38 protein-coding genes are annotated in these 25439 nt (G+C 66.1%); 4 read left to right on the top strand and 34 right to left on the bottom strand.

Going from position 1 to position 25439, the window contains the following annotated elements:
- Positions 1–63 precede the first annotated feature (63 nt).
- Complete coding sequence (locus tag BMX29_RS12275; RefSeq protein WP_092813204.1) at positions 64–1020, top strand: L-malyl-CoA/beta-methylmalyl-CoA lyase; 957 nt, start codon at positions 64–66, stop codon at positions 1018–1020.
- Positions 1021–1119: 99 nt separating this feature from the next.
- Here the strand turns inward: BMX29_RS12275 and BMX29_RS12270 are convergent, their stop codons facing one another.
- The 10 genes from BMX29_RS12270 to rplO all read right to left on the bottom strand — a co-directional run bounded on the left by BMX29_RS12270 (position 1120) and on the right by rplO (position 9995).
- Positions 1120–1530: a c-type cytochrome gene (locus BMX29_RS12270; protein ID WP_217644383.1), complete on the bottom strand. Its 411-nt coding sequence runs from the start codon at positions 1528–1530 to the stop codon at positions 1120–1122.
- Positions 1531–1696: 166 nt separating this feature from the next.
- Positions 1697–3016, bottom strand: coding sequence for a replication-associated recombination protein A (locus BMX29_RS12265; protein WP_092813201.1), 1320 nt, complete (start codon positions 3014–3016; stop codon positions 1697–1699).
- Between the two features lie 2 nt (positions 3017–3018).
- Positions 3019–4395 carry a trypsin-like peptidase domain-containing protein gene (locus BMX29_RS12260; RefSeq protein ID WP_092813199.1) on the bottom strand — a complete coding sequence of 459 codons (1377 nt, stop codon included), beginning with the start codon at positions 4393–4395 and terminating at the stop codon, positions 3019–3021.
- A 227-nt stretch (positions 4396–4622) separates the two neighbouring features.
- Positions 4623–5042 (bottom strand): 50S ribosomal protein L17, encoded by a 420-nt coding sequence (rplQ, locus tag BMX29_RS12255; protein ID WP_043845732.1) that lies wholly within the window; start codon positions 5040–5042, stop codon positions 4623–4625.
- Between the two features lie 130 nt (positions 5043–5172).
- The gene (locus BMX29_RS12250; RefSeq protein ID WP_043845730.1) at positions 5173–6189 is read right to left on the bottom strand and encodes a DNA-directed RNA polymerase subunit alpha; all 1017 of its coding nucleotides are present in this window, start codon (positions 6187–6189) and stop codon (positions 5173–5175) included.
- A 118-nt stretch (positions 6190–6307) separates the two neighbouring features.
- Positions 6308–6703, bottom strand: a complete 396-nt coding sequence (gene rpsK, locus BMX29_RS12245) for a 30S ribosomal protein S11 (RefSeq protein ID WP_043845728.1) — start codon at positions 6701–6703, stop codon at positions 6308–6310.
- Between the two features lie 15 nt (positions 6704–6718).
- Positions 6719–7087, bottom strand: coding sequence for a 30S ribosomal protein S13 (gene rpsM, locus BMX29_RS12240; RefSeq protein ID WP_043845726.1), 369 nt, complete (start codon positions 7085–7087; stop codon positions 6719–6721).
- A gap of 321 nt (positions 7088–7408) precedes the next feature.
- Positions 7409–8053, bottom strand: coding sequence for an adenylate kinase (locus BMX29_RS12235; protein ID WP_043845724.1), 645 nt, complete (start codon positions 8051–8053; stop codon positions 7409–7411).
- Positions 8050–9411 carry a preprotein translocase subunit SecY gene (secY, locus tag BMX29_RS12230; protein ID WP_043845722.1) on the bottom strand — a complete coding sequence of 454 codons (1362 nt, stop codon included), beginning with the start codon at positions 9409–9411 and terminating at the stop codon, positions 8050–8052. The genes BMX29_RS12235 and secY overlap by 4 nt, the downstream gene beginning before the upstream one ends.
- A 110-nt stretch (positions 9412–9521) precedes the next feature.
- A complete protein-coding gene (gene rplO / locus BMX29_RS12225) occupies positions 9522–9995 on the bottom strand; it encodes a 50S ribosomal protein L15 (RefSeq protein ID WP_092813197.1) in 474 nt (157 codons plus the stop codon).
- Positions 9996–10141: 146 nt separating this feature from the next.
- On the opposite strand from rplO, the gene BMX29_RS12220 reads away from it, so the two are divergent.
- The 3 genes from BMX29_RS12220 to BMX29_RS12210 all read left to right on the top strand — a co-directional run bounded on the left by BMX29_RS12220 (position 10142) and on the right by BMX29_RS12210 (position 13461).
- A complete protein-coding gene (locus tag BMX29_RS12220) occupies positions 10142–10765 on the top strand; it encodes a hypothetical protein (protein ID WP_092813194.1) in 624 nt (207 codons plus the stop codon).
- A gap of 318 nt (positions 10766–11083) precedes the next feature.
- Positions 11084–12358 carry a DEAD/DEAH box helicase gene (locus tag BMX29_RS12215; RefSeq protein WP_092813192.1) on the top strand — a complete coding sequence of 425 codons (1275 nt, stop codon included), beginning with the start codon at positions 11084–11086 and terminating at the stop codon, positions 12356–12358.
- Between the two features lie 95 nt (positions 12359–12453).
- Entirely contained in the window at positions 12454–13461 is a 1008-nt protein-coding gene (locus BMX29_RS12210; RefSeq protein WP_043845712.1) for a zinc-dependent alcohol dehydrogenase family protein, read from the top strand.
- Between the two features lie 130 nt (positions 13462–13591).
- Here the strand turns inward: BMX29_RS12210 and rpmD are convergent, their stop codons facing one another.
- The 24 genes from rpmD to BMX29_RS12090 form a co-directional block, all read right to left on the bottom strand.
- Positions 13592–13780 (bottom strand): 50S ribosomal protein L30, encoded by a 189-nt coding sequence (gene rpmD / locus BMX29_RS12205; RefSeq protein ID WP_043845711.1) that lies wholly within the window; start codon positions 13778–13780, stop codon positions 13592–13594.
- A gap of 3 nt (positions 13781–13783) precedes the next feature.
- The gene (gene rpsE / locus BMX29_RS12200) at positions 13784–14374 is read right to left on the bottom strand and encodes a 30S ribosomal protein S5 (protein WP_043845709.1); all 591 of its coding nucleotides are present in this window, start codon (positions 14372–14374) and stop codon (positions 13784–13786) included.
- A gap of 189 nt (positions 14375–14563) precedes the next feature.
- A complete protein-coding gene (rplR, locus tag BMX29_RS12195; protein ID WP_092813190.1) occupies positions 14564–14923 on the bottom strand; it encodes a 50S ribosomal protein L18 in 360 nt (119 codons plus the stop codon).
- Between the two features lie 11 nt (positions 14924–14934).
- Positions 14935–15468 carry a 50S ribosomal protein L6 gene (rplF, locus tag BMX29_RS12190; protein WP_043845705.1) on the bottom strand — a complete coding sequence of 178 codons (534 nt, stop codon included), beginning with the start codon at positions 15466–15468 and terminating at the stop codon, positions 14935–14937.
- A gap of 12 nt (positions 15469–15480) precedes the next feature.
- A complete protein-coding gene (gene rpsH, locus BMX29_RS12185) occupies positions 15481–15873 on the bottom strand; it encodes a 30S ribosomal protein S8 (RefSeq protein WP_092813188.1) in 393 nt (130 codons plus the stop codon).
- 12 nt (positions 15874–15885) lie between these two features.
- Complete coding sequence (gene rpsN, locus BMX29_RS12180) at positions 15886–16191, bottom strand: 30S ribosomal protein S14 (RefSeq protein WP_043845701.1); 306 nt, start codon at positions 16189–16191, stop codon at positions 15886–15888.
- A 13-nt stretch (positions 16192–16204) separates the two neighbouring features.
- On the bottom strand, positions 16205–16765 hold the full coding sequence (gene rplE, locus BMX29_RS12175; RefSeq protein ID WP_043845700.1) for a 50S ribosomal protein L5: 561 nt from the start codon (positions 16763–16765) through the stop codon (positions 16205–16207).
- Positions 16758–17069 carry a 50S ribosomal protein L24 gene (gene rplX, locus BMX29_RS12170; protein WP_092813185.1) on the bottom strand — a complete coding sequence of 104 codons (312 nt, stop codon included), beginning with the start codon at positions 17067–17069 and terminating at the stop codon, positions 16758–16760. Before rplX ends, rplE begins: the two co-directional genes overlap by 8 nt.
- Positions 17069–17437: a 50S ribosomal protein L14 gene (gene rplN / locus BMX29_RS12165; protein ID WP_043845696.1), complete on the bottom strand. Its 369-nt coding sequence runs from the start codon at positions 17435–17437 to the stop codon at positions 17069–17071. The genes rplX and rplN overlap by 1 nt, the downstream gene beginning before the upstream one ends.
- A 94-nt stretch (positions 17438–17531) precedes the next feature.
- Positions 17532–17858 carry a 30S ribosomal protein S17 gene (gene rpsQ / locus BMX29_RS12160; RefSeq protein ID WP_043845694.1) on the bottom strand — a complete coding sequence of 109 codons (327 nt, stop codon included), beginning with the start codon at positions 17856–17858 and terminating at the stop codon, positions 17532–17534.
- Positions 17859–17871: 13 nt separating this feature from the next.
- The gene (gene rpmC / locus BMX29_RS12155) at positions 17872–18078 is read right to left on the bottom strand and encodes a 50S ribosomal protein L29 (protein WP_043845692.1); all 207 of its coding nucleotides are present in this window, start codon (positions 18076–18078) and stop codon (positions 17872–17874) included.
- Positions 18079–18342: 264 nt separating this feature from the next.
- Positions 18343–18759, bottom strand: a complete 417-nt coding sequence (locus BMX29_RS12150; protein WP_092813182.1) for a hypothetical protein — start codon at positions 18757–18759, stop codon at positions 18343–18345.
- A 132-nt stretch (positions 18760–18891) separates the two neighbouring features.
- Positions 18892–19512: a TIGR02466 family protein gene (locus tag BMX29_RS12145; protein ID WP_092813179.1), complete on the bottom strand. Its 621-nt coding sequence runs from the start codon at positions 19510–19512 to the stop codon at positions 18892–18894.
- A 71-nt stretch (positions 19513–19583) separates the two neighbouring features.
- Positions 19584–19874 carry a hypothetical protein gene (locus BMX29_RS12140; protein ID WP_092813176.1) on the bottom strand — a complete coding sequence of 97 codons (291 nt, stop codon included), beginning with the start codon at positions 19872–19874 and terminating at the stop codon, positions 19584–19586.
- An 85-nt stretch (positions 19875–19959) separates the two neighbouring features.
- Positions 19960–20373, bottom strand: a complete 414-nt coding sequence (rplP, locus tag BMX29_RS12135) for a 50S ribosomal protein L16 (RefSeq protein ID WP_043845685.1) — start codon at positions 20371–20373, stop codon at positions 19960–19962.
- Positions 20374–20386: 13 nt separating this feature from the next.
- Positions 20387–21094, bottom strand: a complete 708-nt coding sequence (gene rpsC / locus BMX29_RS12130; RefSeq protein WP_043845683.1) for a 30S ribosomal protein S3 — start codon at positions 21092–21094, stop codon at positions 20387–20389.
- Positions 21094–21474: a 50S ribosomal protein L22 gene (rplV, locus tag BMX29_RS12125; RefSeq protein WP_043845681.1), complete on the bottom strand. Its 381-nt coding sequence runs from the start codon at positions 21472–21474 to the stop codon at positions 21094–21096. The genes rpsC and rplV overlap by 1 nt, the downstream gene beginning before the upstream one ends.
- A 3-nt stretch (positions 21475–21477) precedes the next feature.
- Positions 21478–21756: a 30S ribosomal protein S19 gene (rpsS, locus tag BMX29_RS12120; RefSeq protein ID WP_043845679.1), complete on the bottom strand. Its 279-nt coding sequence runs from the start codon at positions 21754–21756 to the stop codon at positions 21478–21480.
- 3 nt (positions 21757–21759) lie between these two features.
- On the bottom strand, positions 21760–22602 hold the full coding sequence (gene rplB, locus BMX29_RS12115) for a 50S ribosomal protein L2 (RefSeq protein WP_043845677.1): 843 nt from the start codon (positions 22600–22602) through the stop codon (positions 21760–21762).
- Between the two features lie 325 nt (positions 22603–22927).
- The gene (locus BMX29_RS12110; RefSeq protein ID WP_043845675.1) at positions 22928–23224 is read right to left on the bottom strand and encodes a 50S ribosomal protein L23; all 297 of its coding nucleotides are present in this window, start codon (positions 23222–23224) and stop codon (positions 22928–22930) included.
- The gene (gene rplD, locus BMX29_RS12105) at positions 23221–23838 is read right to left on the bottom strand and encodes a 50S ribosomal protein L4 (protein WP_043845674.1); all 618 of its coding nucleotides are present in this window, start codon (positions 23836–23838) and stop codon (positions 23221–23223) included. Before rplD ends, BMX29_RS12110 begins: the two co-directional genes overlap by 4 nt.
- On the bottom strand, positions 23835–24704 hold the full coding sequence (gene rplC, locus BMX29_RS12100) for a 50S ribosomal protein L3 (RefSeq protein ID WP_092813458.1): 870 nt from the start codon (positions 24702–24704) through the stop codon (positions 23835–23837). Before rplC ends, rplD begins: the two co-directional genes overlap by 4 nt.
- A 15-nt stretch (positions 24705–24719) precedes the next feature.
- Positions 24720–25028 (bottom strand): 30S ribosomal protein S10, encoded by a 309-nt coding sequence (gene rpsJ, locus BMX29_RS12095; protein WP_043773807.1) that lies wholly within the window; start codon positions 25026–25028, stop codon positions 24720–24722.
- Positions 25029–25262: 234 nt separating this feature from the next.
- Positions 25263–25439: EF-Tu C-terminal domain-related protein (locus BMX29_RS12090; protein WP_483313988.1), on the bottom strand; the 177-nt coding region annotated here is incomplete at its 5' end.

Here is a 25439-nt window from a genome sequence, read left to right as displayed (position 1 = left end):
CCGCTCCGCGCAAATCCATATCCGAACGGACGAGGAAAACGAAACTTTGTTGCGCGAGGATTCATGTCGTTCCGTATCCAGCCCGCCCCGGTCGCCCGGCTCAACCGCTGTCAGCTGTTCGGCCCCGGCTCCCGCCCCCAGATCTTCGAGAAGATGGCAGCGTCCGAGGCGGACGTCATCAACCTCGACCTCGAAGACTCCGTCGCGCCCGACGACAAGGATACCGCGCGCAAGAATGTCATCGAGGCCATCGGCGATATCGACTGGGGCCAGAAGACCCTGTCAGTTCGCATCAACGGCCTCGACACGCCCTACTGGTACCGCGACGTGGTCGACCTGATGGAACAGGCGGGCGAGCGGATCGACCTCATCATGATCCCCAAGGTGGGCTGCGCGGGCGATCTCTACGCCGTCGATGCGCTCGTCACCGCGATCGAGCGTGCAAAGGGCCGCAGCAAGCCGCTGGGCTTCGAAGTCATCGCCGAGAGTGCTGCCGGAATCAGCCATGTGGAGGAGATCGCGGCCGCCTCCCCCCGGATGCAGGCGATGAGCCTCGGCGCCGCCGACTTCGCGGCGTCGATGGGCATGGCGACCACCGGCATCGGCGGCACGCAGGAGAACTACTACATGCACCGCGAAGGCCAGAAGTACTGGTCTGACCCGTGGCACTGGGCGCAGGCGGCCATCGTGGCGGCCTGTCGGACCCACGGCGTGCTTCCGGTGGACGGCCCCTTCGGCGACTTTTCGGACGACGAGGGCTTCCGCGCGCAGGCGTTGCGCTCGGCGACGCTGGGCATGGTCGGCAAATGGGCGATTCACCCAAAGCAGGTGGCGCTCGCCAACGAGGTCTTCACCCCGACCGAGCAGGCCGTGACCGAAGCGCGCGAGATCCTCGCCGCCATGGAAGAGGCCAAGGCCCGTGGCGAAGGCGCGACGGTCTACAAGGGGCGGCTCGTCGACATCGCCTCGATCAAGCAGGCCGAGGTGATCGTGCGTCAGGCCGAGATGATCGGCCTCTGATCCTCCCTCGCACACCGGAGCGAAAGTAATGGAAGAGGGGCGGCACCCGGGTGCCGCCCCTCTTTATCCGTCTGACTTCGACTACGCTCGCGGCGCTTGTCACGACTGCTCTTCAGAACCCTCCGCGTCTTCGCCGCTGCCACTGCCGAGATGCTCGATGATCGCCGCGCGGATCTCGGGGCCATCCTGCCCCGGATACGGCTTCATCTTGTGACCGCTGACCACCTGATCGGGGTTCTCGATCCATTGATCGAGCATGTCCTCATCCCAGGTGTGGTCCGCCGACTCGAGCGCGCTGCTGTATTGGTAGCCTTCCTGCACGCCGGCCTCCTTGCCGACGATCTCGTACAGGCTCGGCCCGAGCCGGTGATCGCCCTCGTCGGTCGAATGGCACTGACGGCAATTGTTGTTGAAAGCGACCTGCGGGTCTGTCTTCGACGGTCCGGTGTCCTGCGCCATCACGGCGCCTCCGGACATGACGAATGCCGCGGTGAGTAGTGTCTTACGCATCGGTTCCTCCTCCCTAGCGTTACCTCACGATTGCAGTTCGAACGCTTGCCGCCCACCGGGCGGACCATCACGGAATCGTGGGGCGCGCGAAAATGCCATTCGGGGAGGCGCGTCTCGGCAGACGATTGCCGTGTGCCACGAAGGTCTGCACCCGCGGGGCGGAACCCTAGCCGTTGCGCTCTTTTCGAAGCCGCGCGAAGTACTCCACGCGCTTCTTCAGGTCCCTCTCGAACCCGCGTTCGACCGGCGCGTAGAAGTCTGGCCGCTCCATGTCCTCGGGGAAGTAATCCTGCCCCGAGAACGCCTCGTCCTGATCGTGGTCGTAGGCGTAGTCCTTGCCGTAGCCCTGGTCCTTCATCAGCCCCGTCGGTGCGTTCAGGATATGCTTCGGCGGCATCAGCGAGCCCGTGGACTTGGCCGCACGCCGCGCCGCCTTGTACGCCACGTAGGCTGCGTTCGACTTGGGCGCGAGCGCGAGGTAGACGACCGCCTGCGCCAGCGCCAGTTCGCCCTCGGGCGACCCCAGCCGCTCGTAGGTGTTCCAACTGTCGAGACAGACCGCCTGGGCCTGGGTATCAGCCAGCCCGATATCCTCCACCGCCATTCGCGTGATCCGACGCGCGAGGTAGCGCGGGTCCTCGCCTGCCTCCAGCATCCGTGCAAACCAGTAGAGGCTGGCGTCGGGGTCGGAGCCGCGCACAGACTTGTGCAGCGCCGAGATCAGGTTGTAGTGCCCGTCGCCCGACTTGTCGTAGAGCGCCGCGCGCCGAGTCAGACGCTTGCGCAGCGCCGCGGTGTCGAGCGGTGCGTCCGGCCGCCACGCCGCCACCTGTTCCACGAGGTTCAAGAGAGCCCGCCCATCGCCATCGGCCATCTCGATCAGCGCGCACCGCGCGTCGGGTTCGAGCTGCAACGGGCGGTCCAGCTCGGCCTCTGCCCGCGCGGCGAGGTCCTCGAGCTCGCCCGCGCCAAGGCGCTCCAGCACCAGCACCTGCGCCCGGCTCAGAAGTGCCGCGTTCAGTTCGAAGGACGGGTTCTCGGTGGTGGCGCCCACCAGCAGGATCGTCCCGTCCTCCATGTGCGGCAGAAAGCTGTCCTGCTGCGCCTTGTTGAAGCGGTGGATCTCGTCAACGAAGAGCAACGTGCCCTGCCCGGCGCGGCGGCGCTGCTTGGCTGCTTCGAACACCTTCTTGAGCTCGGCCACGCCGGAGAAGATCGCGCTGATCTGGACGAAGTGCAGGTCGGTCTCATCGGCGAGCAGCCGCGCGATGGTGGTCTTGCCCACCCCCGGCGGCCCCCAGAACACCAGCGAGGACAGCGCGCCCGAGGCGAGCATCGTGCCCAAGGGCCCCTCCGGTCCGATCACGTGCGCCTGCCCGATCACGTCGGAGAGCCGCGCGGGCCGCAGACGGTCGGCCAGCGGTCGCGGGGCGCGTGATTCCGCCTCGGCCCGGGCGGTGGGGTCCTGATCGAAGAGATCCGCCATGCTCAGACCCGGAACCGCAGCGCGAGGCGGCGGCCCCCGCGGACCACTTCGATCTCCACCACCGACGCGGCCGCGCGCAGCGCCGGCCCGACATCGGACGGCGCCTGCACAGCGCGGCCATTGACCGACCGCAGCACATCGCGGGCGCGCAGCCCGGCTCGCGCGCCCCAGCGGCCCGGATCGGTCACCACCACCCCGTCGGCCGAGAGCGGCAGTTCCATCTCCTCGATGACTGCGGGGTTCACCCGCGACAGCGCGAGGCCAGGCAACACGTCACCGCGCGCCAGCGTGACAGCGTCCCGCGCCGGCGCGTCCGGCGCCGCGATCAGCGCGACCCGAGCCTCGCTCTCGACGCCCGCGCGGGCATAGGTCACGACGCTCTCCGCGCCGATGCCGCGAACCGACAGGCGGTAGATCATCTCGGCCGGCGTGTTCACCGCCTGGTGGTCCACGGCGACGACAACGTCCCCGACCTCGAGCCCCGCGTCGCGGAAGGCGCTCGCCGGATGGATCGCTGAAATCAGAACTCCGGCCGGCGCCGCCTGCCCGAGGCTGTCCGAGAGGTCTGCATCGACGGGCTGCCCGGTCAGTCCGGCCCAGGGCCGGCGGAACCGCTCCTGCCCGGCCTCGGCCTGCGCCACGAACTGGGCGATCAGTGCCGCGGGTATCGCGAATCCGATGCCGTTCGATCCGCCCGAGCGCGACAGGATCGAGGTATTCACCCCGATCAGCCGTCCCGAGACGTCGATCAGAGCGCCGCCGGAATTGCCCGGGTTGATCGGCGCATCGGTCTGGATGAAGTAGCCGCGTGCGCTCCCGGTGGCGGTCCCCGACCGTGCGAGGCCGGACACGATCCCCGAGGACACCGTCTGGCCGACACCGAACGGGTTGCCGATGGCCAGCACCAGCTCGCCCACCTCGACGTCGTCGCTGTCGCGCAAGGAGAGGTGCGGCATGTCGCCCGCGCCTTCGAGCTTCAGGATCGCGAGATCGGCTTCCTCGTCGCCCAGCAGCACCCGCGCGCCGAATTCACGGCGGTCGTTGAGGACCACGCGGATATCCTCGGCCTCTCCGACCACGTGGTAGTTCGACACCACGATGCCGTCCGCCGACAGGATCACCCCGGAGCCGAGCGAGTTTTGCACTCTCGGCCGGGTCGATCCGAAATTCCGGAAAAACTCACCGAAGAACGGATCGCCCGCGAAGGGGGACCGCTGTTCCACGACACGACGCGCGTAAATATTCACAACCGCTGGTGCCGCCTCCCGCACGAGCGGCGCGAACGTCAACGAAATCTCGGCGGGGCTTTGCGGCACGCGCTCTTCCGCCGCCAGCGGCGCGGACAGGCCCAGACAGAGAATCAAGATCAGAACACGCATGGATGACACCTTCACGATCCCCGGGCTTCGAGATAGTCCAGCGCCGCCCCCCACTTCAAGCGCAAGGGCAGGTTACGTATCCTTGCCCGGTATGCCGCGCTAAGCCCCGCGGGGCACAGCGGCGCTTGTTACTGGCCGCGGCCCCGGGATGAATTGCCTCGGAACGAAAAGAGGCCCCGCACGATGGCGGGACCTCCGAAACTCTCGCAACTGCGCGCGGACGAGGATCAGCCCTCGGCGGTTTCCTCGGCCTCGAGGCGCGCACGGTCGGCGGCGCCCTTCGCTTCGACGTCGCGGTCGACCAGCTCGATGATCGCCATCGGTGCCATGTCGCCGTAGCGGAAGCCAGCCTTCAGCACGCGGCAGTAGCCCCCCGAGCGCTCGGTGTAGCGCGGACCGAGCACGTCGAACAGCTTGGCGACGTGGATGTCCTGCTTGAGCTGCGCGGCAGCCTGGCGACGGGCGTGCACGTCGCCGCGCTTGCCGAGGGTGATCAGCTTGTCGATCACGCGCTTGAGCTCTTTCGCCTTGGGCAGCGTGGTCTTGATCTGCTCGTGCTCGATCAGCGAGCCGGCCATGTTCGCCCACAGCGCCTTGCGGTGCTCGTGGGTGCGGTTGAGTTTGCGGTATCCGTGTCCATGACGCATGTCTGGTCTCCTTGGTCGTCGTTGTGCTTTGTCCGGCGGTCCCTTGCGTGAAAACCGCTCTCCTTGGGGTGCGCGGGGCACCCGGTTCGCGCGGCGGGCCATGCAGCACGCCGCGCGCCGTGTCAAAGACTCAGAACGAGTCTTCCATCTTCTTCGAGAGATCCTCGATGTTGTCCGGCGGCCAGTCCTCGACATCCATGCCGAGGTGCAGCCCCATGCCCGACAGCACTTCCTTGATCTCGTTCAGCGACTTGCGGCCGAAGTTCGGGGTGCGGAGCATCTCGGCTTCGGTCTTCTGGATCAGGTCGCCGATGTAGACGATGTTGTCGTTCTTCAGGCAGTTCGCCGAACGGACCGAAAGCTCGAGCTCGTCGACCTTCTTGAGAAGGAGCGGGTTGAACTCCAGACCGTCATCGCCGTCGTCGCGCGAGGCGCTTTCCGGCTCGTCGAAGTTGACGAAGATCGACAGCTGGTCCTGCAGGATGCGGGCCGCGTAGGCGATCGCGTCCTCGGGCGTGACCGCGCCGTTGGTCTCGACCTTGAGGGTCAGCTTGTCGTAGTCCAGCACCTGGCCCTCACGGGTGGGCTGCACGTCGTAGGCGACCTTCTTGACCGGCGAGTAAATCGCGTCGATCGGGATCATGCCGATGGGCGCGTCCTCGGGCTTGTTCTTGTCCGCGGAGACGTAGCCCTTGCCGGTGTTGACAGTCAGTTCCATGAACAGGTCGGCGCCGTCGTCGAGGTGGCAGATCACGTGATCCTTGTTGAGGATCTCGATGCCGTTCGACTCGGAGATGTCGCCGGCGGTCACGGCGCCCGGCCCCTTGGCCGAGATCGAGAGGCGCTTGGGGCCCTCGACTTCCATACGCAGGCTGACACCCTTGAGGTTCAGGACGATGTCGGTCACGTCTTCACGGACGCCGGCCACCGACGAGAACTCGTGGAGGACGTTGTCGATCTGCACCGACGTGATGGCGCCACCCTGCAGCGAGGACAGCAGGATGCGGCGCAGGGCGTTGCCGAGCGTGAGACCGAAGCCGCGCTCGAGCGGTTCGGCCACGACGGTCGCGGTCCGGCTGGGATCGTTGCCCGGACGGATGTCGAGTTGCGTGGGCTTGATCAGCTCGGCCCAGTTCTTGTGGATCATGTGGTGACCTCCATTCCTGTCCCGGCCCCATGTCCCGAAGGCCGCGGACGCCCGAGGTTAAAACGGCAGTTCGGGGCCGCGCGGGCGTGGCGCGGCCCCGTTCCGTCATCGGTGTCGTTCAGACGCGGCGACGCTTCGGCGGGCGGCAGCCGTTGTGCGCGATCGGCGTCACGTCACGGATTGCCGTGATGTTGAAGCCAACCGCGGCCAGCGCGCGCAGCGCCGATTCGCGGCCCGAGCCGGGGCCCTGCACTTCGACCTCGAGGGTCTTCATGCCGTGCTCCTGCGCCTTCTTGCCGGCATCCTCTGCGGCGAGCTGGGCGGCGTAGGGCGTCGACTTGCGCGAGCCCTTGAAGCCCATCGTGCCGGCCGACGACCAGGAGATCGCGTTGCCCTGCACGTCCGAGATGAGGATCTTGGTGTTGTTGAATGACGAATTCACATGCGCCACGCCTGCGGCGATGTTCTTGGAGACCTTCTTCTTGCCTCCGCGCGTACGGGTATCTCGTGCCATGTCTCGTGACCTCCCTTACTTCTTCTTGCCAGCGATCGGCTTTGCCGGGCCCTTGCGGGTGCGGGCATTGGTATGGGTGCGCTGACCGCGCACGGGGAGGTTGCGACGATGGCGCAGGCCGCGGTAGCAGCCGAGATCCATCAGGCGCTTGACGTTCACCTGCACTTCACGGCGCAGGTCGCCTTCGACGGTGAAGTTCGCGTCGATGTGCTCGCGCATGGCGACGACTTCGGCGTCGCTCAGCTCGTTCACGCGACGGGCTTCGTCGATGTTCACGGCGGCGCAGATTTCCTTCGCGGTCGAAGGACCGATGCCGTGGATGTATGTCAGCGCGATCGGAACGCGCTTCGCGGTGGGGATGTTGACGCCGGCAATACGTGCCAAACCGGAATTCCTCTTCGTTGCGGTTCCGTAGCTCCAGAACCTTTTTTCACAACATTTGGCCCTCGGGGCGCGATGCCTTCGGGCCGTCCGTCGATCAGGTGGTCTGCCGCGCGCGTGAAGCGCCCGGCAAGCGCGATTCTCTGCTAGAGATGGCGGTGGGTAGTGCGATTTGACCGTCGCGTCAACCCCGCGCCGGGACGGCCGCCAAGCCGCGGTGATCCGGGCGGGCCGCACGCCCGCCAAAGCGATCCCCCGCCCCGGACCGGACCGGGCCGCGCGACCTTTCGGCGGCGCGGCCCGGTGCCTGGTTCGTAGCGTCGATCAGCTGTCCAGGCGTTCGGCCAGGGCGGCGCCGACCTCGTCGATCTCGGCCAGACCGTCGACGCGGGAATAGGTGCCCTTGACGTAGTAGTAGCCGACCAGCGGAGAGGTCTGCTTGTAGTACTCCATCAGACGCTTGCGCAGGCTGTCCTCGTTGTCGTCGGAACGGCGCTTGAACTCCGTGCCGCCGCAGCTCGCGCACTTGCCGTCGGCCGGGATCGGCTTGGTGATGTCGTTGTAGACCTCGCCGCAATTGGCACAGGTCGACCGCGCGGTGATGCGCTGCACCAGCGCCTCGTCGTCCACCCGCAGCTCGATCACGTGATCCAGCGTCTGGCCCATCTCGGACAGCAGTTCGCCCAGAGCATCGGCCTGCTTCAGCGTGCGCGGGAACCCGTCGAAGATGAAGCCGCTGGCATTCTCGGTCTGCAGCTTCTCGCGGATGAGGCCGATGACGATCTCGTCGGTCACGAGGTCGCCCCGCGCCATGATGTCCGCGACCTTGAGGCCCATCTCGCTGCCGGAGTCCTTCGCCTCGCGCAGCATGTCCCCGGTGGAGAGCTGTTTCATTCCGCGCGACTGCTCCAGTCGGCGCGCCTGCGTTCCCTTGCCCGCGCCGGGCGGTCCTAGAAGTATGATGTTCATCGGCGCGCCGGTCCCCCCTTCTTGCGGCCCTTACCCTTGCCGCGCAGCTGCGACTTCTGAATAAGACCTTCGTACTGATGCGCCAGGAGGTGGCTCTGCACCTGCTGGATGGTGTCCATGGTCACGCTCACCACGATAAGCACCGAGGTGCCGCCGAAGTAGAACGGAATCGCGAACTGGCTTCTCAGGATCTCGGGCAGCAGGCAGACGAGCGCCAGGTAGGCCGAGCCGAGCACCAGGATGCGGTTGACCACGTATTCAAGATACTCTGCCGTCCGCTTGCCGGGGCGGATGCCCGGCACGAAGCCGTTCTGGTTCTTCAGGTTGTCGGCCACGTCGTCCGGCTTGAACGAGACGTTGAACGTGTAGAAGTAGGCGAAGAACACGATCATCGCGGCGAAGAACAGCAGGTAGAGCGGCTGGCCGGGGCCGAAATAGGCCAGGATCGTCGACATCACGGGACCGGTATCGGTGCCCGAGAAGGTCGAGATCGTGGTCGGCAGCAGCAGCAGCGACGAGGCGAAGATCGCGGGAATCACGCCGGCCGGGTTAACCTTGACCGGCAGGTGGCTGTTCTGCGCCTCGGTCATCTTCATGCCGACCTGGCGGCGCGGATACTGGATGGTGATCTTTCGCAGCGCCCTCTCCATGAAGACCACGAACATGATCACCGCCACGACCATCAGTATGACGGCGATGATGACGGCCGGGCTGATCGCGCCCGAGCGACCCGAGGCGAGGAACTGCGCCAGCGCGGCGGGCACCTCGGCGATGATGCCGACGAAGATGATGAGCGAGATGCCGTTGCCGATGCCCCGCTGGGTGATCTGCTCGCCCAGCCACATCAGGAACATGGTGCCGCCCACGAGGGTGATCACGGTGGCCGCGCGGAAGTACCAGCCCGGATCGGTCACAAGGTCACCCGCCTCGAGCGACACGGCGAGGCCGTAGGCCTGGAAGGTCGCAAGCAGAACGGTGCCATAGCGCGTATACTGGTTGATCTTCTTGCGGCCCTGCTCGCCCTCTTTCTTGAGCTGTTCGAGCGCGGGCACCATCGAGGCCAGCAGCTGAACGATGATCGAGGCCGAGATGTAGGGCATGATGCCCAGGGCGAAGATGCCCATCCGCCCCAGCGCGCCGCCGGTGAACATGGTGAGGATGCCGCCGATCCCGGCAGCCGCGCCTTCCATGAAATCGCGCAGCGCGACGCCGTCGATGCCCGGAACCGGGATGAACGTGCCCAGCCGGAAGATGCACAGCAGCGCCAGCGTGTAGAGGATGCGGTTGCGGAGGTCGGTGGCCTTGCCCAGAGCCGCCCAACTCGTGTTGGCGGCCATCTGTTCGACTGCGGATGCCATGAAGCGCCCTTCTTTTTCAGACGAACGCCGCCCGCGAGCGTTTTCGAGCTCGGGGCGGCGTCGGAAAACTCGTCGGAGGTGTAATGGGCGACGCGGTCGCCCACAACTCCTTATTCGGCCGCTGCCGCGGTCGCGACCTTGAGCGACCCACCCGCCTTCTCGACCGCATCGACGGCCGATTTGGAGGCGCCCGTGACTTCGAGGTTCACCGGCTTGGACAGTTCGCCCTTGGCAAGCACGCGGATGCCGTCAAGCTTGCGGCGCACGAGGCCCGAGGCGACGAGGACATCCTCGGTCACCGGCTGGCCGGCGTCGATCTTGCCCGCGATGACGAACTTGTCGATCATGCCGAGGTTGACGACGGCGAATTTCTTGCGGTTCGGCTTGGTGAAGCCGCGCTTGGGCAGACGCTGGTAGAGCGGCATCTGGCCGCCTTCGTAGCCGTTGATGGCCACACCCGAGCGGGACTTCTGGCCCTTGATGCCGCGGCCGCCCATCTTGCCCTTGCCGGAGCCCGGGCCGCGCGCGATGCGCTTCTTGCGCTGCATCGCGCCGTCGTTGTCGCGCAGTTCGTTCAGTTTCATGTCGCTTCTCCTTGCCGGATGCGGCCCCCGAAGCGAGTTTGGGCCGACCACGGCTTGACGTGATTGAGTCGCAGCTCCCGGATGGAACCGCCGGGTGCGTATAGACGCGCTCAGGCATAGGATCAAGACGTTGGAGGCGTGAGCAGGTGACCGACGAAAACGCTGGATCGAAAGGGGCGGCCATCGGGTTCCACACCATGGCTGAGAGCTTCCGGGATGCTGCCATCACTCTCAGAGACGCTCCGGATCAGTCGGCGCGGGTTTCCGCGCCCTTGGACTATCTCGCGGCCCACGCTTTGGAGTTGTCACTGAAGGCGCAGTTGAGGATGCGTCTGTTTTCCGAAGAAACTCTGAACAAAGTCTTCGGTCACGATCTTCTCAAGCTTTATGACGAACTAGAGCTTCACGACCCCGAGCTCATGAAATCCGTGACGAAGCGGGTCCGGTCGAACTGGAAGACCCTGTTGCGCGGTCAGCGAGACGACATCGCAGAACCCTTCAAGCGGATGGGTATCGACGATGAGCGGTGGCTTCGTGAGATGGGCGTCCCGGATAATTCAGACATCGGACAAGGCATCGAGGACCCGCGCAAGGCGCTGCAATGGTTTTCCGAGCGACACGCAAAACACGGGAGCCTGTTTCGATACCCCTTACAGAGGATGGATCATCGAAAGCGCTATCGGATCGGGCAGTTTGAAGCCGATATTCCGCTCACCACAGCGATCTGGATTGTCGACGCACTGGTCAGCAACCTGAGAGAGAGGGCGTAGGGTCACTCCGCGGGAAGCCAAACCGGCGGTCATTGACTTTCAAGGTTCACATGGCTATCTGCACCCATGCGCCAGACCTGCCGCGTGAGCAGGTGCCGCCCGTAGACGTGGGATGCGACATCCCCGAGGCGCAGCGCAACCATCCCGAACAGGTTCCCAATTCACGCGGGGGTCCGACGCTTGCAGCCGGCCCTTCGTGCCGTCCGCCAGGCGAGCCCGAACGCGACCGCTCTGCCCTTTCGCCGGCAGCGCCTCTTTTTCTTTCGTCGGCGCGCGCGGTGTGCCGTCGCATCACAGGACGATCCCTTGGATTTTGACATGCTGGGGCTGCCGCCCCGCCTCGCCCGCAATCTCGAAGAGATGGGCATCACCGACCCGACCCCGATCCAGACCAAGGCCATCCCCGAGGCCATGAACGGCCGCGATGTCATGGGCCTTGCCCAGACCGGAACCGGCAAGACCGCGGCCTTCGGTCTGCCGCTGACCTCCGCGCTCATGCGGATGGAGGGCCGGCCCGCGCCCAAGACCACGCGCGGCCTGATCCTCGCGCCCACCCGGGAACTGGCCAAGCAGATCCTCGACAACCTGCGCGCCTACGCCGCCGGCACTCAGATCCGGGTCGAACTGGTCGTGGGCGGCGCCTCGATCCGGCCGCAGGAGCAGCGGCTCGGACGCGGCTGCGACCTGCTCGTCGCGACACCCGGCCGCCTCATCGACCTGCTAGACCGCGGTTCGGTGTCGCTGTCGGAAACCCGGTTCCTCGTCCTCGACGAGGCGGACCAGATGCTCGACCTCGGCTTCATCCACGCGCTGCGCAAGATCGCGCCTCTGCTGCCGGCCGAGCGTCAGACCATGCTGTTCTCGGCCACCATGCCCAAGCAGATGACCGAGATCGCGAACGCCTACCTGACCGACCCGGTCCGGATCGAGACAGCCCCTCCCGGCAAGCCCGCCGACAAGATCACGCAGAGCGTGCACTTCATCGAGCAGACCGAGAAAACCGGCCTGCTGATCGACATGCTGAGCAAGCACCGCGACGAATCGGCGCTGGTCTTCGCGCGCACCAAGCACGGGGCCGAGCGGCTGATGAAGACGCTGGACCGCGCGGGCTTCTCCGCCGCGTCGGTGCACGGCAACAAGAGCCAGGGTCAGCGTGAGCGCGCGCTGCGCGGCTTCCGCGCCGGTGACCTGCGCGTGCTGGTCGCGACCGACGTGGCCGCGCGCGGCATCGACGTGCCCGAGGTGCGCCACGTCTACAACTACGACCTGCCGAACGTGCCGGACAACTACGTCCACCGCATCGGCCGGACCGCCCGCGCGGGCCGCGACGGCGCCGCCGTTGCATTTTGTGCGCCCGCCGAGATGGGCGAGCTGCGCGACATCGAGAAGGTCATGGGCAAGGCGATCCCCGTGGCCGGCGGCGAGCCGTGGGCCGGTGCCCCGTCCGAAGGCCGCGGCAAGAAGCCCGGCGGCGGCGGTGGCCGCGGTCGGCGCCGCTCGGGCGGCGGCGGTGGCAATGGGGGTGGCAACGGCGGCGGAGGCGGCCAGCCCGCCCGCAATCGCCGTCCCCGCCGCGGACGCCGCGCGGCCTGATCCCGACCGGCCCTGCCCCGATGCGGGCGGGGCCGGTTGAACCCGCGCCCTGCGCGGTTACCTGCCCTCCATTCCCACGGAACCGGAGACGGCAGATGAAAGCCATGACCCTCAAGGCCCCCGGTGGCCTCGACAAGCTGACCCTCACAGACATGGACGACCCCGGCGATCCCGGCCCTGGCGAGATCCGGGTGCGGGTGCGCGCCTCGTCGCTGAACTTCCACGATTACGGCATCGTGTCGGGCGCCATGCCCAGCGAGGACGGCCGCATTCCGATGTCGGACGGCGCCGGCGAGGTCGAGGCCGTGGGCGACGGCGTGACCGAGTTTGCGGCGGGCGACGCCGTGGTGTCGACGTTCTTCCCCGGCTGGCACGACGGACCGCCGCCCATCGCCGACTTCACCACCACCCCCGGCGACGGCATCGACGGCTTCGCCCGCGAGGTCGTGGTCGCGCCCGCCACGTCCTTCACCCGGTCGCCCATCGGCTGGAGCCACGAGGAGGCCGCGACGATCACCACGGCCGGTCTGACCGCGTGGCGCGCCCTGGTGGTCGACGGCGGTCTGAAGGCGGGAGACGACGTGCTGGTGCTGGGCACCGGCGGCGTGTCCATCTACGCGCTCCAGATCGCCCGCGCCATGGGCGCCCGGGTCTTCGCGACGACCTCGTCGGACCAGAAGGCGGAGCGCCTGCGGGAACTGGGCGCCCACGCCGTGGTCAACTACAGCGAGGACGAGACGTGGGGCGAGACGATCGCCGGGATGACCGGTGGGCGTGGCGTCGACCACGTGGTCGAGGTCGGCGGACCGGCGACACTGGCGCAGTCGATCTCGGCCTGCCGGATCGGTGGGCACATGGCCCTGATCGGCGTCCTTACCGGCCGCGCGGGCGAGATCCCCACAGCCAAGCTGATGGCCAAGCATCAGGTCCTGCAGGGGCTGATCGTCGGCAGCCGCGCGCACCAGGCCGACATGGTCAGGGGCATGGAGACGACGGGCCTCAAGCCGATCCTCGACCGGGCATTCCCACTTCAGGATCTTGCCGACGCCTTCCGGCACGAGGAGTCGGGCGCGCATTTCGGCAAGATCGTCGTCCAGATCTGAGGCGCTCCGCCGGGCACGATCTCAATTAAGATCGTGCCGCTTCCCGGCGCAGGACGGTAAAGCACAAATAAGAACCCCTCCGGCCGGAAGGCCGAAGGGGCGCAAAAATCTTAAATAAGATTTTCTGGGCTCAGCCCCGCTCTTCGACGATCTCGACGAGGTGGGGGATCTTGCGGATCATGCCGCGGATCGAGGGGGTGTCCTCGAGCTCGCGGGTCTTGTGCATTTTGTTCAGCCCGAGGCCGATCAGCGTCTGGCGCTGGATGGCGGGGCGGCGGATCGGCGAGCCGATCTGCTTGACGACAATGGTCTTGGCCATGGGTTACGCCTCCTCCGACACGCGCACGTGATCGCCTTCCGCCTGCGGGTTGTTCTCCTCGCGCTTGGGAAGGATATCCGAGACCTTCTTGCCGCGACGCTGCGCGACGTGGCGCGGCGACTGCAGGCGGCCGAGGCCTTCGAGCGTGGCACGGATCATGTTGTAGGGGTTCTGCGAGCCGTTCGACTTCGCCACGACGTCCTGGACGCCGAGCATCTCGAACACAGCACGCATGGGACCACCGGCGATGATCCCGGTACCTTGCGGCGCCGTGCGCATCACGACGCGGCCCGCGCCGTGGCGACCCTCGATGTCGTGGTGCAGGGTCCGGCCCTCGCGCAGCGGCACGCGCATCATCTTGCGCTTGGCCTGCTCGGTCGCCTTGCGGATGGCCTCGGGGACCTCCTTAGCCTTGCCCTTGCCGAAGCCGACGCGGCCCTTCTGGTCGCCCACGACGACGAGTGCCGCGAAGCCGAAGCGCTTGCCGCCCTTCACCGTCTTCGAGACGCGGTTGATCGCGACCAGGCGATCTGCGAATTCGGGCGCTTCGTCGCGGTCGCGACGGCCGCCCCGTCTGTTGTCACGTTCTGCCATTAGGCATCCTTTGTTCCGTCATGGGCGCGTTGCGCGCCGCTTCTCGGTCCAATCGAAGTGGGACCCGGGCCGTAGCGCGGGCGCCCCCCGATCATCGAGACGGCCCGCGGGCCGTCTGCGCCGTGGCTCCTGCGCTGAAGCGCCGGAACCGGGCGAGGGCGGGACGCGCATCGCGCCCCGCCTCCGCCATCAGATCTTGAGACCCGCCTCGCGGGCCGCGTCCGCAACCGCCTTCACGCGGCCGTGGAACAGGAAGCCGCCCCGGTCGAAGTAGGCTTCCTCGACGCCGGCCTTCTTGGCCCGCTCCGCGATCGCGGCGCCGATCTTGGCGGCCGCTTCCACGGAGTTCTTGCCGACCACGCCGAACTCTTTCTCGAGCGTGGAGGCCGAGGCGACGGTCACGCCGTTCACGTCGTCGATCAGCTGCGCCGAGATGTTCTTGTTGGAACGGTGGACCGAAAGGCGCATCCGCCCCTCGTTCACCGCGCGCAGCTTGTTCCGGACGCGCAGACGGCGCTTCAGGAACTGCACTCTCTTGTCGTATGCCATGTTCGCCGTCCTTACTTCTTCTTGCCTTCCTTCTGGAAGATGTACTCACCCTTGTAGCGGATGCCTTTGCCCTTGTAGGGCTCCGGCCGCCGCCAGTCGCGGATGTTCGAGGCCACCTGCCCCACCTGCTGAAGGTCGTGGCCTTCGACGGTGAGTTCGGTCGGCTTCGCCGCGGTGATGGTGATCCCTTCCGGAATGGGGAATTCGACGTCGTGCGACAGGCCGAGGTTCAGCTTCAGGACGTTGCCCTGAACCTGTGCCCGGTAACCCACGCCCTGGATCTCCAGCTCCTTCTTGAAGGTGTTCTGGACCCCGTGGACGAGGTTGGCGACGATCGTGCGGGTCATGCCCCACTGCTGGCGCGCCCGCTTCGACTTGCCGCGCGGCGACACGGTCACCGAGCTGTCGTCGATCGCGATCGTCACGTCGTCGGTCGCGGTGAACGTCTGGGTGCCTTTCGGCCCCTTCACCTCGATCGTCTGGCCCGACATGGATGCGGATACACCCGAGGGCAGCTCGACCGGCCTTTTACCAATACGAGACATCAGGTGTCCTCCTTAGAATACCGTGCAGAGCACTTCGCCGCCGACGTTCTGGGCACGGGCAGCGTGATCGCTCATCACGCCCTTGGGCGTGGACACGACCGAGATGCCGAGACCCTGGCGGACCTGCGGGATGTTCTGGACGCCGAGATAGACGCGGCGGCCGGGCTTGGAGACGCGCTTCAGCTCGCGGATCACCGGCTCGCCCTCGTAGTACTTGAGCGAGATTTCCAGTGCCGGGTGACCGTCCTTGCCGGTCATCTTCTCGTAGCCGCGGATGTAGCCTTCGTCCGCGAGCACGTCGAGAACCCAGGCGCGCAGCTTGGAGGCCGGCGTCGAGACGGTGGATTTGCCACGCATGCCGGCGTTGCGGATGCGGGTGAGCATATCGCCGATAGGATCGTTCATGTCAGCCCCTCCTTACCAGCTCGACTTGACCATGCCGGGCAGCAGACCCTGGTTGCCCAGGTCGCGCAGCATGATCCGGCTGATCTTCAGCTTGCGGTAATAGGCGTGCGGACGCCCCGTCAGCTGACAGCGGTTGTTCAGACGCGTCGGCGAGGAATTGCGGGGCAGCTGCGCCAGCTTCAGGCGTGCCTTGAACCGCTCTTCCATCGGCTTCGCTTCGTCGTTTGCGATCTCTTTCAGAGAAGCGCGCTTGGCGGCGTATTGTGCAACGAGCCGCTCACGCTTCTTCTGACGTTCGACCATGGATTTCTTAGCCATGTCTCGTTTCCCTTCAGCTCGTGAACGGCATGTTGAAGTTCTTCAGCAGCGCCTTGCCTTCGGCATCGGTCTTCGCCGTGGTGGCGATGATGATGTCCATGCCCCAGACCTCGTCGACCTTGTCGAACTCGATCTCGGGGAAGACGATGTGCTCCTTCAGACCCATCGCGAAGTTGCCGCGGCCGTCGAAGCTGGGCTTCACGCCGCGGAAGTCGCGGATGCGCGGCATCGCGATGGTGATCAGCCGGTCGAGAAATTCGTACATCCGGTCACCGCGCAGGGTCACCTTCGCACCGAGCGGCATTTCTTCGCGGACGCGGAAGCCTGCGATCGACTTCTTCGCCTTGGTCACCACGGCGTGCTGGCCGGCGATCTTGGTCAGGTCTTCCTGAGCCGATTTCGCCTTCTTGGAATCGCGCACCGCCTCGGCACCACAGCCGATGTTGAGCACGATCTTGTCCAGACGCGGGATCTGCATGTCGTTCGTGTAGCCGAACTCTTCCTTGAGCTTGGCGCGGATCTCTTCGCGGAACTGCTGACGCAGACGCGGGGTGTAGTTCGCGGTATCAAGCATCGATCACGTCCCCCGTGGTCTTGGCGAAGCGGACCTTCTTGTCGCCTTCCATGCGGAAGCCCACGCGGGTCGGCTTGCCTTTGGCGTCGACGAAGGCGAGGTTCGAGATGTCGATCGGCAGAGCCTTGGGCTGGCGCCCGCCCTGGTTCGACTGGGTCTGGCGCTGGTGGCGAATCGCCATGTTGACGCCCTCGACCACGGCCTTGCCTTCCTTCGGCATGACCTGCTGGATCGTACCTTCCTTGCCCTTGTCCTTGCCGGCAAGGACGACGACCTTGTCACCCTTCTTGAGTTTCGCAGCCATCAGAGCACCTCCGGGGCCAGCGAGATGATCTTCATGAAGTTTTTCGCCCGGAGCTCGCGCACGACGGGGCCGAAGATACGGGTGCCGACAGGCTCGCCCGAGTTGTTGAGGATCACCGCGGCATTGCGATCAAAACGGATGGCGGTCCCGTCCTCACGGCGGACCTCCTTGGCGGTGCGCACGACGACAGCCTTGCGGACGTCGCCCTTCTTCACGCGACCGCGCGGGATGGCTTCCTTGACCGAGACGACGATGATGTCGCCCACGGATGCGTACTTGCGCTTGGAGCCACCCAGAACCTTGATGCACTGAACTTTTCGGGCGCCCGAATTGTCAGCGACATCCAGATTGGTCTGCATCTGGATCATGTGGTTTCTCCCGACCTTCCGGAGCTGTTCTCGTTAACTCTCCGGGGTTTCGACTGAAAAGTCCGGGCCCCCGCTGGGGACGCGGTCGGCACCGTCACTCGGCGCCTTGGGCTTCGGCCTGCTTGGCTTCGGCGCGTTCGCGCTCCATCCGGGCAAGCTCTTCGTGCTGGGCCTTCTGCTCCTCGATCATCGCGGGGGTCATCACTTCCCACCGCTTGGTCTTGGACTTCGGCGCACATTCGCGGATGAGGACCGAGGCACCGACCTGGGTGCTGTTGTCCTCGTCATGGGCACGGTACTTCTTCGACTTCTTGATCGTCTTCTGAAGCACCGGGTGCTTGAAGCGGCGTTCGACCGAGACCGTCACCGTCTGTGCGTTGGCGGTCGAGGTCACGGTGCCTTGCAGGATGCGCTTGGGCATGTGTCGTTTCCTCTTACTCGGTCGCGGCCGCGGACGCGGCCTTTTCGTTCAGGACGGTCTTGATCCGCGCCACGTCGCGGCGGACCGTGCGCATGCGCGCGGTATTTTCCATCTGGCCGGTGGCCTGCTGGAAGCGGAGGTTGAAGGCCTCCTTCTTGAGCTGGACAAGCTGATCCCGGAGCTGATCCGGGGTCTTGTCACGGAGTTCGCTGGCGTTCATGTCGCCCCTTTCTTCTCAACATCACCGGAGGGCCCCTGCCCTATGCGCGAGGGTCACCCTGATTCCGGTGGAGTCCGTGGATGAGCGGCCCCATTAGACGGATAAGGAGAAGAACGCAAGACTCGATTGCCGGCACGTCGCGCGCGGGCGCGACGATGCCGGCAGACGGGCCGCAACGACGGTCCCACCTAGCCTCTTCGCGGCACGCGACGTTCGAGCGGCACCGTGAGGAGGGGGGCCAGTTCGAGCCCCCTGCCCCTGACTTTAGCGCAAGTGGAGCGCCGAAGGCGACATGGTGCGACGGCTGGCGATATCCTCATCGCCGCAGGTCGCGTTCTCGATGGCGAACGTAGCCTCCCACCGGCCGCCGGCACCCAGGACCTGTTCCCACGCGCGGGTAGTGATCCGCACCTTCACGAAGTCCGGCTCCTGCACCTTGGTCAGTTCCTTGATGAGCGGCACGGCGGACGGGAGGAAATGGTCGCAGATCCCGCGCATGACGCGGGCGCGCGAGAGGTCATCGGTCACCTCGTCGGCGCGCAGGTGCAACTCCATCCCCTCGCGGTCCTCGGCGATCACGGCCACCGCGTTGATCCACTCGATGTTCTGAGCCACTGCCGCCACGGGCGACAGGGCCAATCCTGCCGCGATAACGGCCAGTCCCTTCGAAACACTCATCATCGGATACCCTCCGTAACACCTTCACGATCCCTCGTGAAAATTATGCTACGGAAGCTTGCCGAAATCTCAAAACGGACTAAGCGCCGCGCCCGAAGGTTAATCCGCGTGCGCGCACCGCTGCATCAGGGCGCCTTATTCCCATGCATAGTTGAAAGAGACGCTGATGCGGTCGTCCTCGGCCATGTTCATCGGCACCTCGTGGCGCAGCCAGCTTTCCCACAGCATCACGTCCCCCGCCTGAGGGGCCACATAGACGAAGCTCTTGAGCTCTTCGCGGCAGTCCTTTTCGCGCGTCGGCGCGGCCATCATCATCGGCAGGCGCGGGTCCTCGAGCTTGAGCGCGCTGGTGCCATCGGGCATCGCCACGTAGGTCGTGCCCGAGATCACCGAATGCGGGTGGATGTGGCTGCCGTGGCTGCCGCCCTCGGGCAGCACGTTGATCCAGATATCCTCGAGCCGGAGGCCCTTCTCGCCCAGATCGAGTTGAAGGTCTTCGGCGAACGCCATCACGTGCTTGTCGAGCGCCTTCACCACGTCGGCGAAGATCGGGAAGCGCCACGGCAAATCGGTCAGCGAGGCATAGGAGGTGTAGCCGGGATACCCGTTCTCCTTGCACCAGTCCTGGCCGGCCTCGTCGTCCTCGGCGATGGACAGGCACGACGCTTCGAGTTCGCGCGCGTCCACCTGCGGATCGAAATCGGACAGGCGCGCGCGGTAGAGGCGGGTCGCGAAGAGGGAGCGGATGTCGGCCATGGGGGCTCTCCGGGCTGGCTGGCGGTTGCCGCCTCCCTAGCGCAGGGCCGCGCCGAACGGAACGGGGTGCGTCAGCCGTCGTGGAGGGGCACGATGTCGCCCACGCCCTTGGCGGTGAACGGCGCGCGCAGCGATGACACACGTTCGAGCGCGAGCACCGCGAGGTCGGGCAGCGCGCCGCTCGCCTCTGCGCCCCAGCCCCGCGACGTCCATTCGCGGTAGACGTCGAGCCGCGCCCGCGCCTCGGCCGCCTCCTCGCCGGTGGCATTGAGCGTCACGGACACCTCGAACGCCCGCGCGGCACCCTCGGGCGTCACAACCGGCACGCCGGTGCCGCGGAACCGAACGGTGTAGAGTTGCATCGCGTCCCCCGTCAGACAGAAAAGGGCCCCCGGCGTTTCCACCGGGGGCCCCGTCGGGCGAACACCTAATGTCCGCCGCGATCCCTTACCAGTCTTCGCGCTGAACGACGCGGGTCTTGATCGGCAGCTTCATGGAGGCCAGGCGCAGCGCCTCGCGCGCCACTTCCTCACCCACGCCGTCGATCTCGAACATCACGCGGCCCGGCTTGACCTTGCAGGCCCAGCGGTCGACCGAACCCTTACCTTTACCCATCCGGACCTCGATCGGCTTGGCCGACACGGGCACGTCCGGGAAGATGCGGATCCAGACACGGCCCTGACGCTTCATGTGACGCGTCATGGCACGACGAGCTGCCTCGATTTGGCGCGCGGTGACGCGCTCGGGCTGGGTCGCCTTCAGGCCGAAGGTGCCGAAGTTCAGGTCGGAGCCGCCCTTGGCTTCGCCCTTGATCCGGCCCTTCTGCTGCTTGCGGTACTTGGTACGCTTAGGTTGAAGCATGTCTCAGCCCTCCTTACCGACGGCCGGGGCCGCCACGCGGTGCGGGTCCGTCCTGGATTTCCTGCGACTTGCGATCGCGTGCCTGGGGATCGTGCTCCATGATCTCGCCTTTGAAGATCCAGACCTTGATCCCGATGATGCCGTAGGGCGTGACCGCCTCGACATTCGCGTGGTCGATGTCGGCACGCAGCGTGTGCAGCGGTACGCGGCCTTCGCGGTACCACTCGGTCCGTGCGATCTCGGCGCCGCCGAGACGGCCCGACACGTTCACACGGATGCCCTGGGCGCCCATGCGCATGGCGTTCTGCACCGAGCGCTTCATGGCACGGCGGAACGACACCCGGCGCTCGAGCTGCTGGGCGATGTTCTCGCCCACGAGGCGCGCGTCGAGCTCGGGCTTGCGGACCTCGACGATGTTGAGGTGCAGCTCGGATGCGGTCATCGAGGCAAGCTTCTTGCGGAGCGTCTCGATGTCCGCGCCCTTCTTGCCGATGATGACGCCCGGACGCGCTGCGTGCACCGTGACGCGGCACTTCTTGTGCGGACGCTCGATGATCACGCGGGCGACGCCCGCCTGCTTGCACTCTTCGTGGATGAACTCGCGGATGCGCAGGTCTTCCAGCAGCAGGTTGCCGTAGTCCTTGGTGTCGGCATACCAGCGGCTGTCCCAGGTGCGGTTGACCTGGAGGCGCATCCCGATCGGATTGGTCTTGTTACCCATTAGGCTTGCTCCTCGACCTGACGCACCTTGATGGTGATTTCCGAGAACGGCTTGAGAATGCGGCCGAAGCGGCCACGTGCCCGGGGACGCCCGCGCTTCATGACCAGGTTCTTGCCGACATAGGCCTCTGCGACGATCAGTTCGTCGACGTCGAGACCGTGGTTGTTCTCGGCGTTCGCGATGGCCGACTGAAGGCACTTGCGGACGTCCTCGGCGATACGCTTCTTCGAGAAGGTCAGGTCGTTCAGGGCACGATCCACCTTCTTGCCACGAATGAGCGCCGCGACGAGGTTCAGCTTCTGCGGCGAGGTGCGGAGCATGCGCAGCTTCGCCATCGCCTCGTTATCCGCCACGCGGCGGGGATTCTTATCCTTGCCCATGGCTTATTTCCTCTTCGCTTTCTTGTCCGCCGCGTGCCCGTAGTAGGTGCGGGTGGGCGAGTATTCACCGAACTTCTGGCCGATCATGTCCTCGGTGACGTTGACGGGCACATGCTTGTGGCCGTTGTAGACGCCGAAGGTGAGACCGACGAACTGCGGCAGGATGGTCGACCGGCGCGACCAGATCTTGATGACTTCGTTGCGGCCCGACTCGCGCGATGCCTCGGCCTTCTTCAGGACGTAGGCGTCGACGAAAGGACCCTTCCAGACGGAACGTGTCATGTGTTAGCGACCCTTCTTCCGAGCGTGACGCGAGCGAATGATGAGCTTCTGCGAAGCCTTGTTGGTGTCCCGCGTACGGTGACCCTTGGTCGGCTTGCCCCACGGGCTGACCGGGTGACGACCACCCGAGGTCCGGCCCTCACCACCACCGTGCGGGTGGTCGATCGGGTTCATCACGACACCGCGAACCGACGGACGCTTGCCAAGGTGGCGCATACGGCCGGCCTTGCCGAAGTTCTGGTTCGAGTTGTCGGGGTTCGAGACCGCGCCGACCGTCGCCATGCATTCCTGGCGCACGAGGCGAAGCTCGCCCGAGGACAGGCGGATCTGGGCGTAGCCACCGTCCCGGCCGACGAACTGGGCGTAGGTGCCCGCGGCGCGTGCGATCTGACCGCCCTTGCCGGGCTTCAGCTCGATGTTGTGAACGATCGTGCCGATCGGCATGCCCGAGAACGGCATCGCGTTGCCGGGCTTGATGTCCACGCGCGAGCCCGAAACCACGCGATCGCCGATGGCGAGGCGCTGGGGCGCGAGGATGTAGGCCTGTTCGCCGTCGTCATACTGGACGAGCGCGATGAAGGCGGTGCGGTTGGGATCGTATTCGATCCGCGCCACGGTGCCGTTGACGTCGAACTTGTTGCGCTTGAAATCGACGATCCGGTAGAGGCGCTTTGCCCCGCCGCCGCGACGACGCGCGGTAATCCGTCCGGTGTTGTTGCGGCCGCCCTTCTTGGTCAGACCCTCGGTGAGGGACTTGACCGGACGTCCTTTCCACAGCTCCGAACGGTCGATCAGCACCAGCCCGCGCTGGCCCGGCGTCGTCGGCTTGTACGACTTGAGTGCCATGCTTTCTGTCTTCCGTTTGCAGACGGCGAAGCGGCCCCGGATGGGCGCCCCGCCTATGTTCGGACCGGGCGAACCCGGTCGTCGGATGTAGGGCCCCGAAGGTCCCCGGTGGTAGAATGGTCGCGCGGCCCGGGAGCGAATCCCGGGCCGCGCGATCGGGGGCTTCTAACGCGGCGGCAGCGACACGTCCAGAGGGGATGTCGCGGTCCGGTCGAACCGGCGGGCCGACGCGTGACAATTGCCCGCGGCGGGCCTTCGTCAGAAGCAGGACGGCCCCCGCATCGCTGCAGGGGCCGCCCGGGTCCATCAGCCCCGAGGGGCCAGATCAGAGACCGGTGGTCACGTCGATGGTGTTGCCCTCGACGAGCGTCACATAGGCCTTCTTGGTGTCGGCGCGACGGCCCTTCTGGCCGCGGAAGCGCTTCACCTTGCCCTTGTGGATCAGCGTGTTGACCGCCTTCACCTTGACGCCGAACAGAGCCTCGACCGCGTCGCGGATCTGCGGCTTGGTCGAGTCCATCGCCACCTCGAAGACGACGCCGTTGTCCTCGGACGTCATGGTCGACTTCTCGGTGATGACCGGGCGGCGGATCACGTCGTAATGTTCTGCCTTCGCGCTCATTTCAGACGAGCCTCCAGAGCTTCGATCCCCGCGCGGGTGATCACCAGGGTGTCCCGCTTGAGGATGTCGTAGACGTTCGCGCCCATCGACGGCAGGACGTCCAGACCGTCGATGTTCGCCGCGGCACGGGCGAAGCCGTCATTGACCTCGGCGCCGTCGATGACCAGCGCACGCTTCCAGCCCAGATCCTTGATCGCCTTGGCGAGCGACTTGGTCTTGCCGTCGGTCTCGGCCGAGTCGATCACGACCAGGTTGCCGGCGCGGGCCTTCGAGGACAGCGCGTGCTTGAGGCCGAGCTGACGAACCTTCTTGGGAAGGTCGTGCGCGTGGCTGCGCGGCTTCGGGCCCTTGTAGATGCCGCCCTTCCGGAAGATCGGCGCGCCGCGGTCGCCGTGGCGTGCGCCACCGGTGCCCTTCTGGCGGTAGATCTTCTTGGTCGAGTAGCTGACCTCCGAGCGACCCAGCGTCGAGTGGGTGCCCTGCATCGCCTTGTTGCGCTGCCAGCGCACGACACGGTGCAGGATGTCGGCGCGCGGCTCGAGATCGTAGATCTCGTCCGCGAGATCCACCGACCCGGCGGTCTCGCCGTCCAGTTTGATCACGTCGAGTTTCATGCCTCACCGTCCTTCTTCTCGGCGTCCGAGTTGTCGGTCTCGGCCGACTCTTCGGAGATTTCGGCCTCGGCTTCCTTCAGCGCCTGCTCCTGCTGGGCGGCTTCCTCCGCGAGGCGGGCCTCCTCTGCAGCGCGGGCCTCTTCCTCGGCCTGCTTGGCGGCTTCCTCGGCGAGGCGCTTGGCCTCGTCGGCAGCCGACTTCAGGGCCGCGGGCAGGATGATGTTCTCGGGCGTCGGTTTCTTGACCGCGTCCTTGATCGTCACCCAGCCGCCCTTGGCGCCGGGAACCGCACCCTTGATCATGATGAGGCCGCGATCCGCGTCCGTCTTCACGACCTGCAGGTTCTGCGTGGTCACCCGGGCAGCGCCCATGTGGCCGGCCATCTTCTTGCCCTTGAACACCTTGCCGGGGTCCTGACACTGGCCGGTGGAGCCGTGCGAACGGTGCGAGATCGACACACCGTGCGACGCCCGCAGACCGCCGAAGTTGTGGCGCTTCATCGGGCCGGCGAAGCCTTTACCGATCGAGGTGCCGGACACGTCCACGAACTGACCTTCGAAGTAGTGGTCGGCGGTGATTTCCTCACCGACCTCGATCAGGTTCTCGGGCGCGACGCGGAACTCCGCGACCTTGCGCTTGGGCTCGACCTTCGCGATCGCGAAGTGGCCGCGCATGGGCTTGGAGACGTTCTTGGCCTTGATCGTGCCGCAGCCGAGCTGCACGGCCGAGTAGCCGTGTGCGTCGACGGTGCGCTGTGCGACGACCTGAAGCTTGTCGAGTTGCAGGACGGTCACGGGGACTTGCTTCCCGTCGTCCTGGAAGATCCGGGTCATCCCGACCTTCTTTGCGATGATACCAGAGCGCATGGTCATTGCCCTCCTTTACACCTTGATTTCGACGTCGACGCCGGCAGCGAGGTCGAGCTTCATCAGCGCGTCCACGGTCTGCGGGGTCGGATCGACAATGTCGAGAAGGCGCTTGTGGGTCCGGATCTCCCACTGGTCGCGCGACTTCTTGTTCACGTGGGGACCACGCAGGACGGTGAACCGCTCGATCTTGTTCGGCAGCGGGATCGGCCCGCGCACGTCGGCACCGGTCCGCTTGGCGGTGTTCACGATCTCCTGCGTGCTGGCATCCAGCACGCGGTAATCGAACGCCTTGAGCCGGATGCGAATGTTCTGGCTTTGCATGTCTCTGGCCTTCATCGGTCAGGTGAGAGTTGAGAGGAGGGAGCAAGACCACCCTGCCCCTTCGTCGAACCCGCATCGGACCTCCGGACCGGCGTGGCCCCGGACGTGATCCGGGGCCTGGCCGGGCCGTCGGCCCGTATTCTTTTTACACCGGCGCCGCGTTCCGAAGGACGCGACGGCGGCGGAGGGGTGCCCCGGAACGTTGCCCGGGGCATCGAGAGACCGGTTACCCGATCACTCGATGATCTTGGAGACCACGCCCGAGCCGACGGTGCGGCCGCCTTCGCGGATGGCGAAGCGCAGGCCGTCTTCCATCGCGATCGGCGCGATCAGCTCGACGCCGAACTTCAGGTTGTCGCCCGGCATGACCATCTCGGTGCCCTCGGGCAGCGTCACGGTGCCGGTCACGTC

It is taken from the genome of Roseivivax marinus (assembly GCF_900109705.1).
Lineage (GTDB): Bacteria > Pseudomonadota > Alphaproteobacteria > Rhodobacterales > Rhodobacteraceae > Roseivivax > Roseivivax marinus.
Note: the sequence above shows the minus strand (reverse complement) of the source record. Positions and strands in the feature narration are given on the sequence as shown.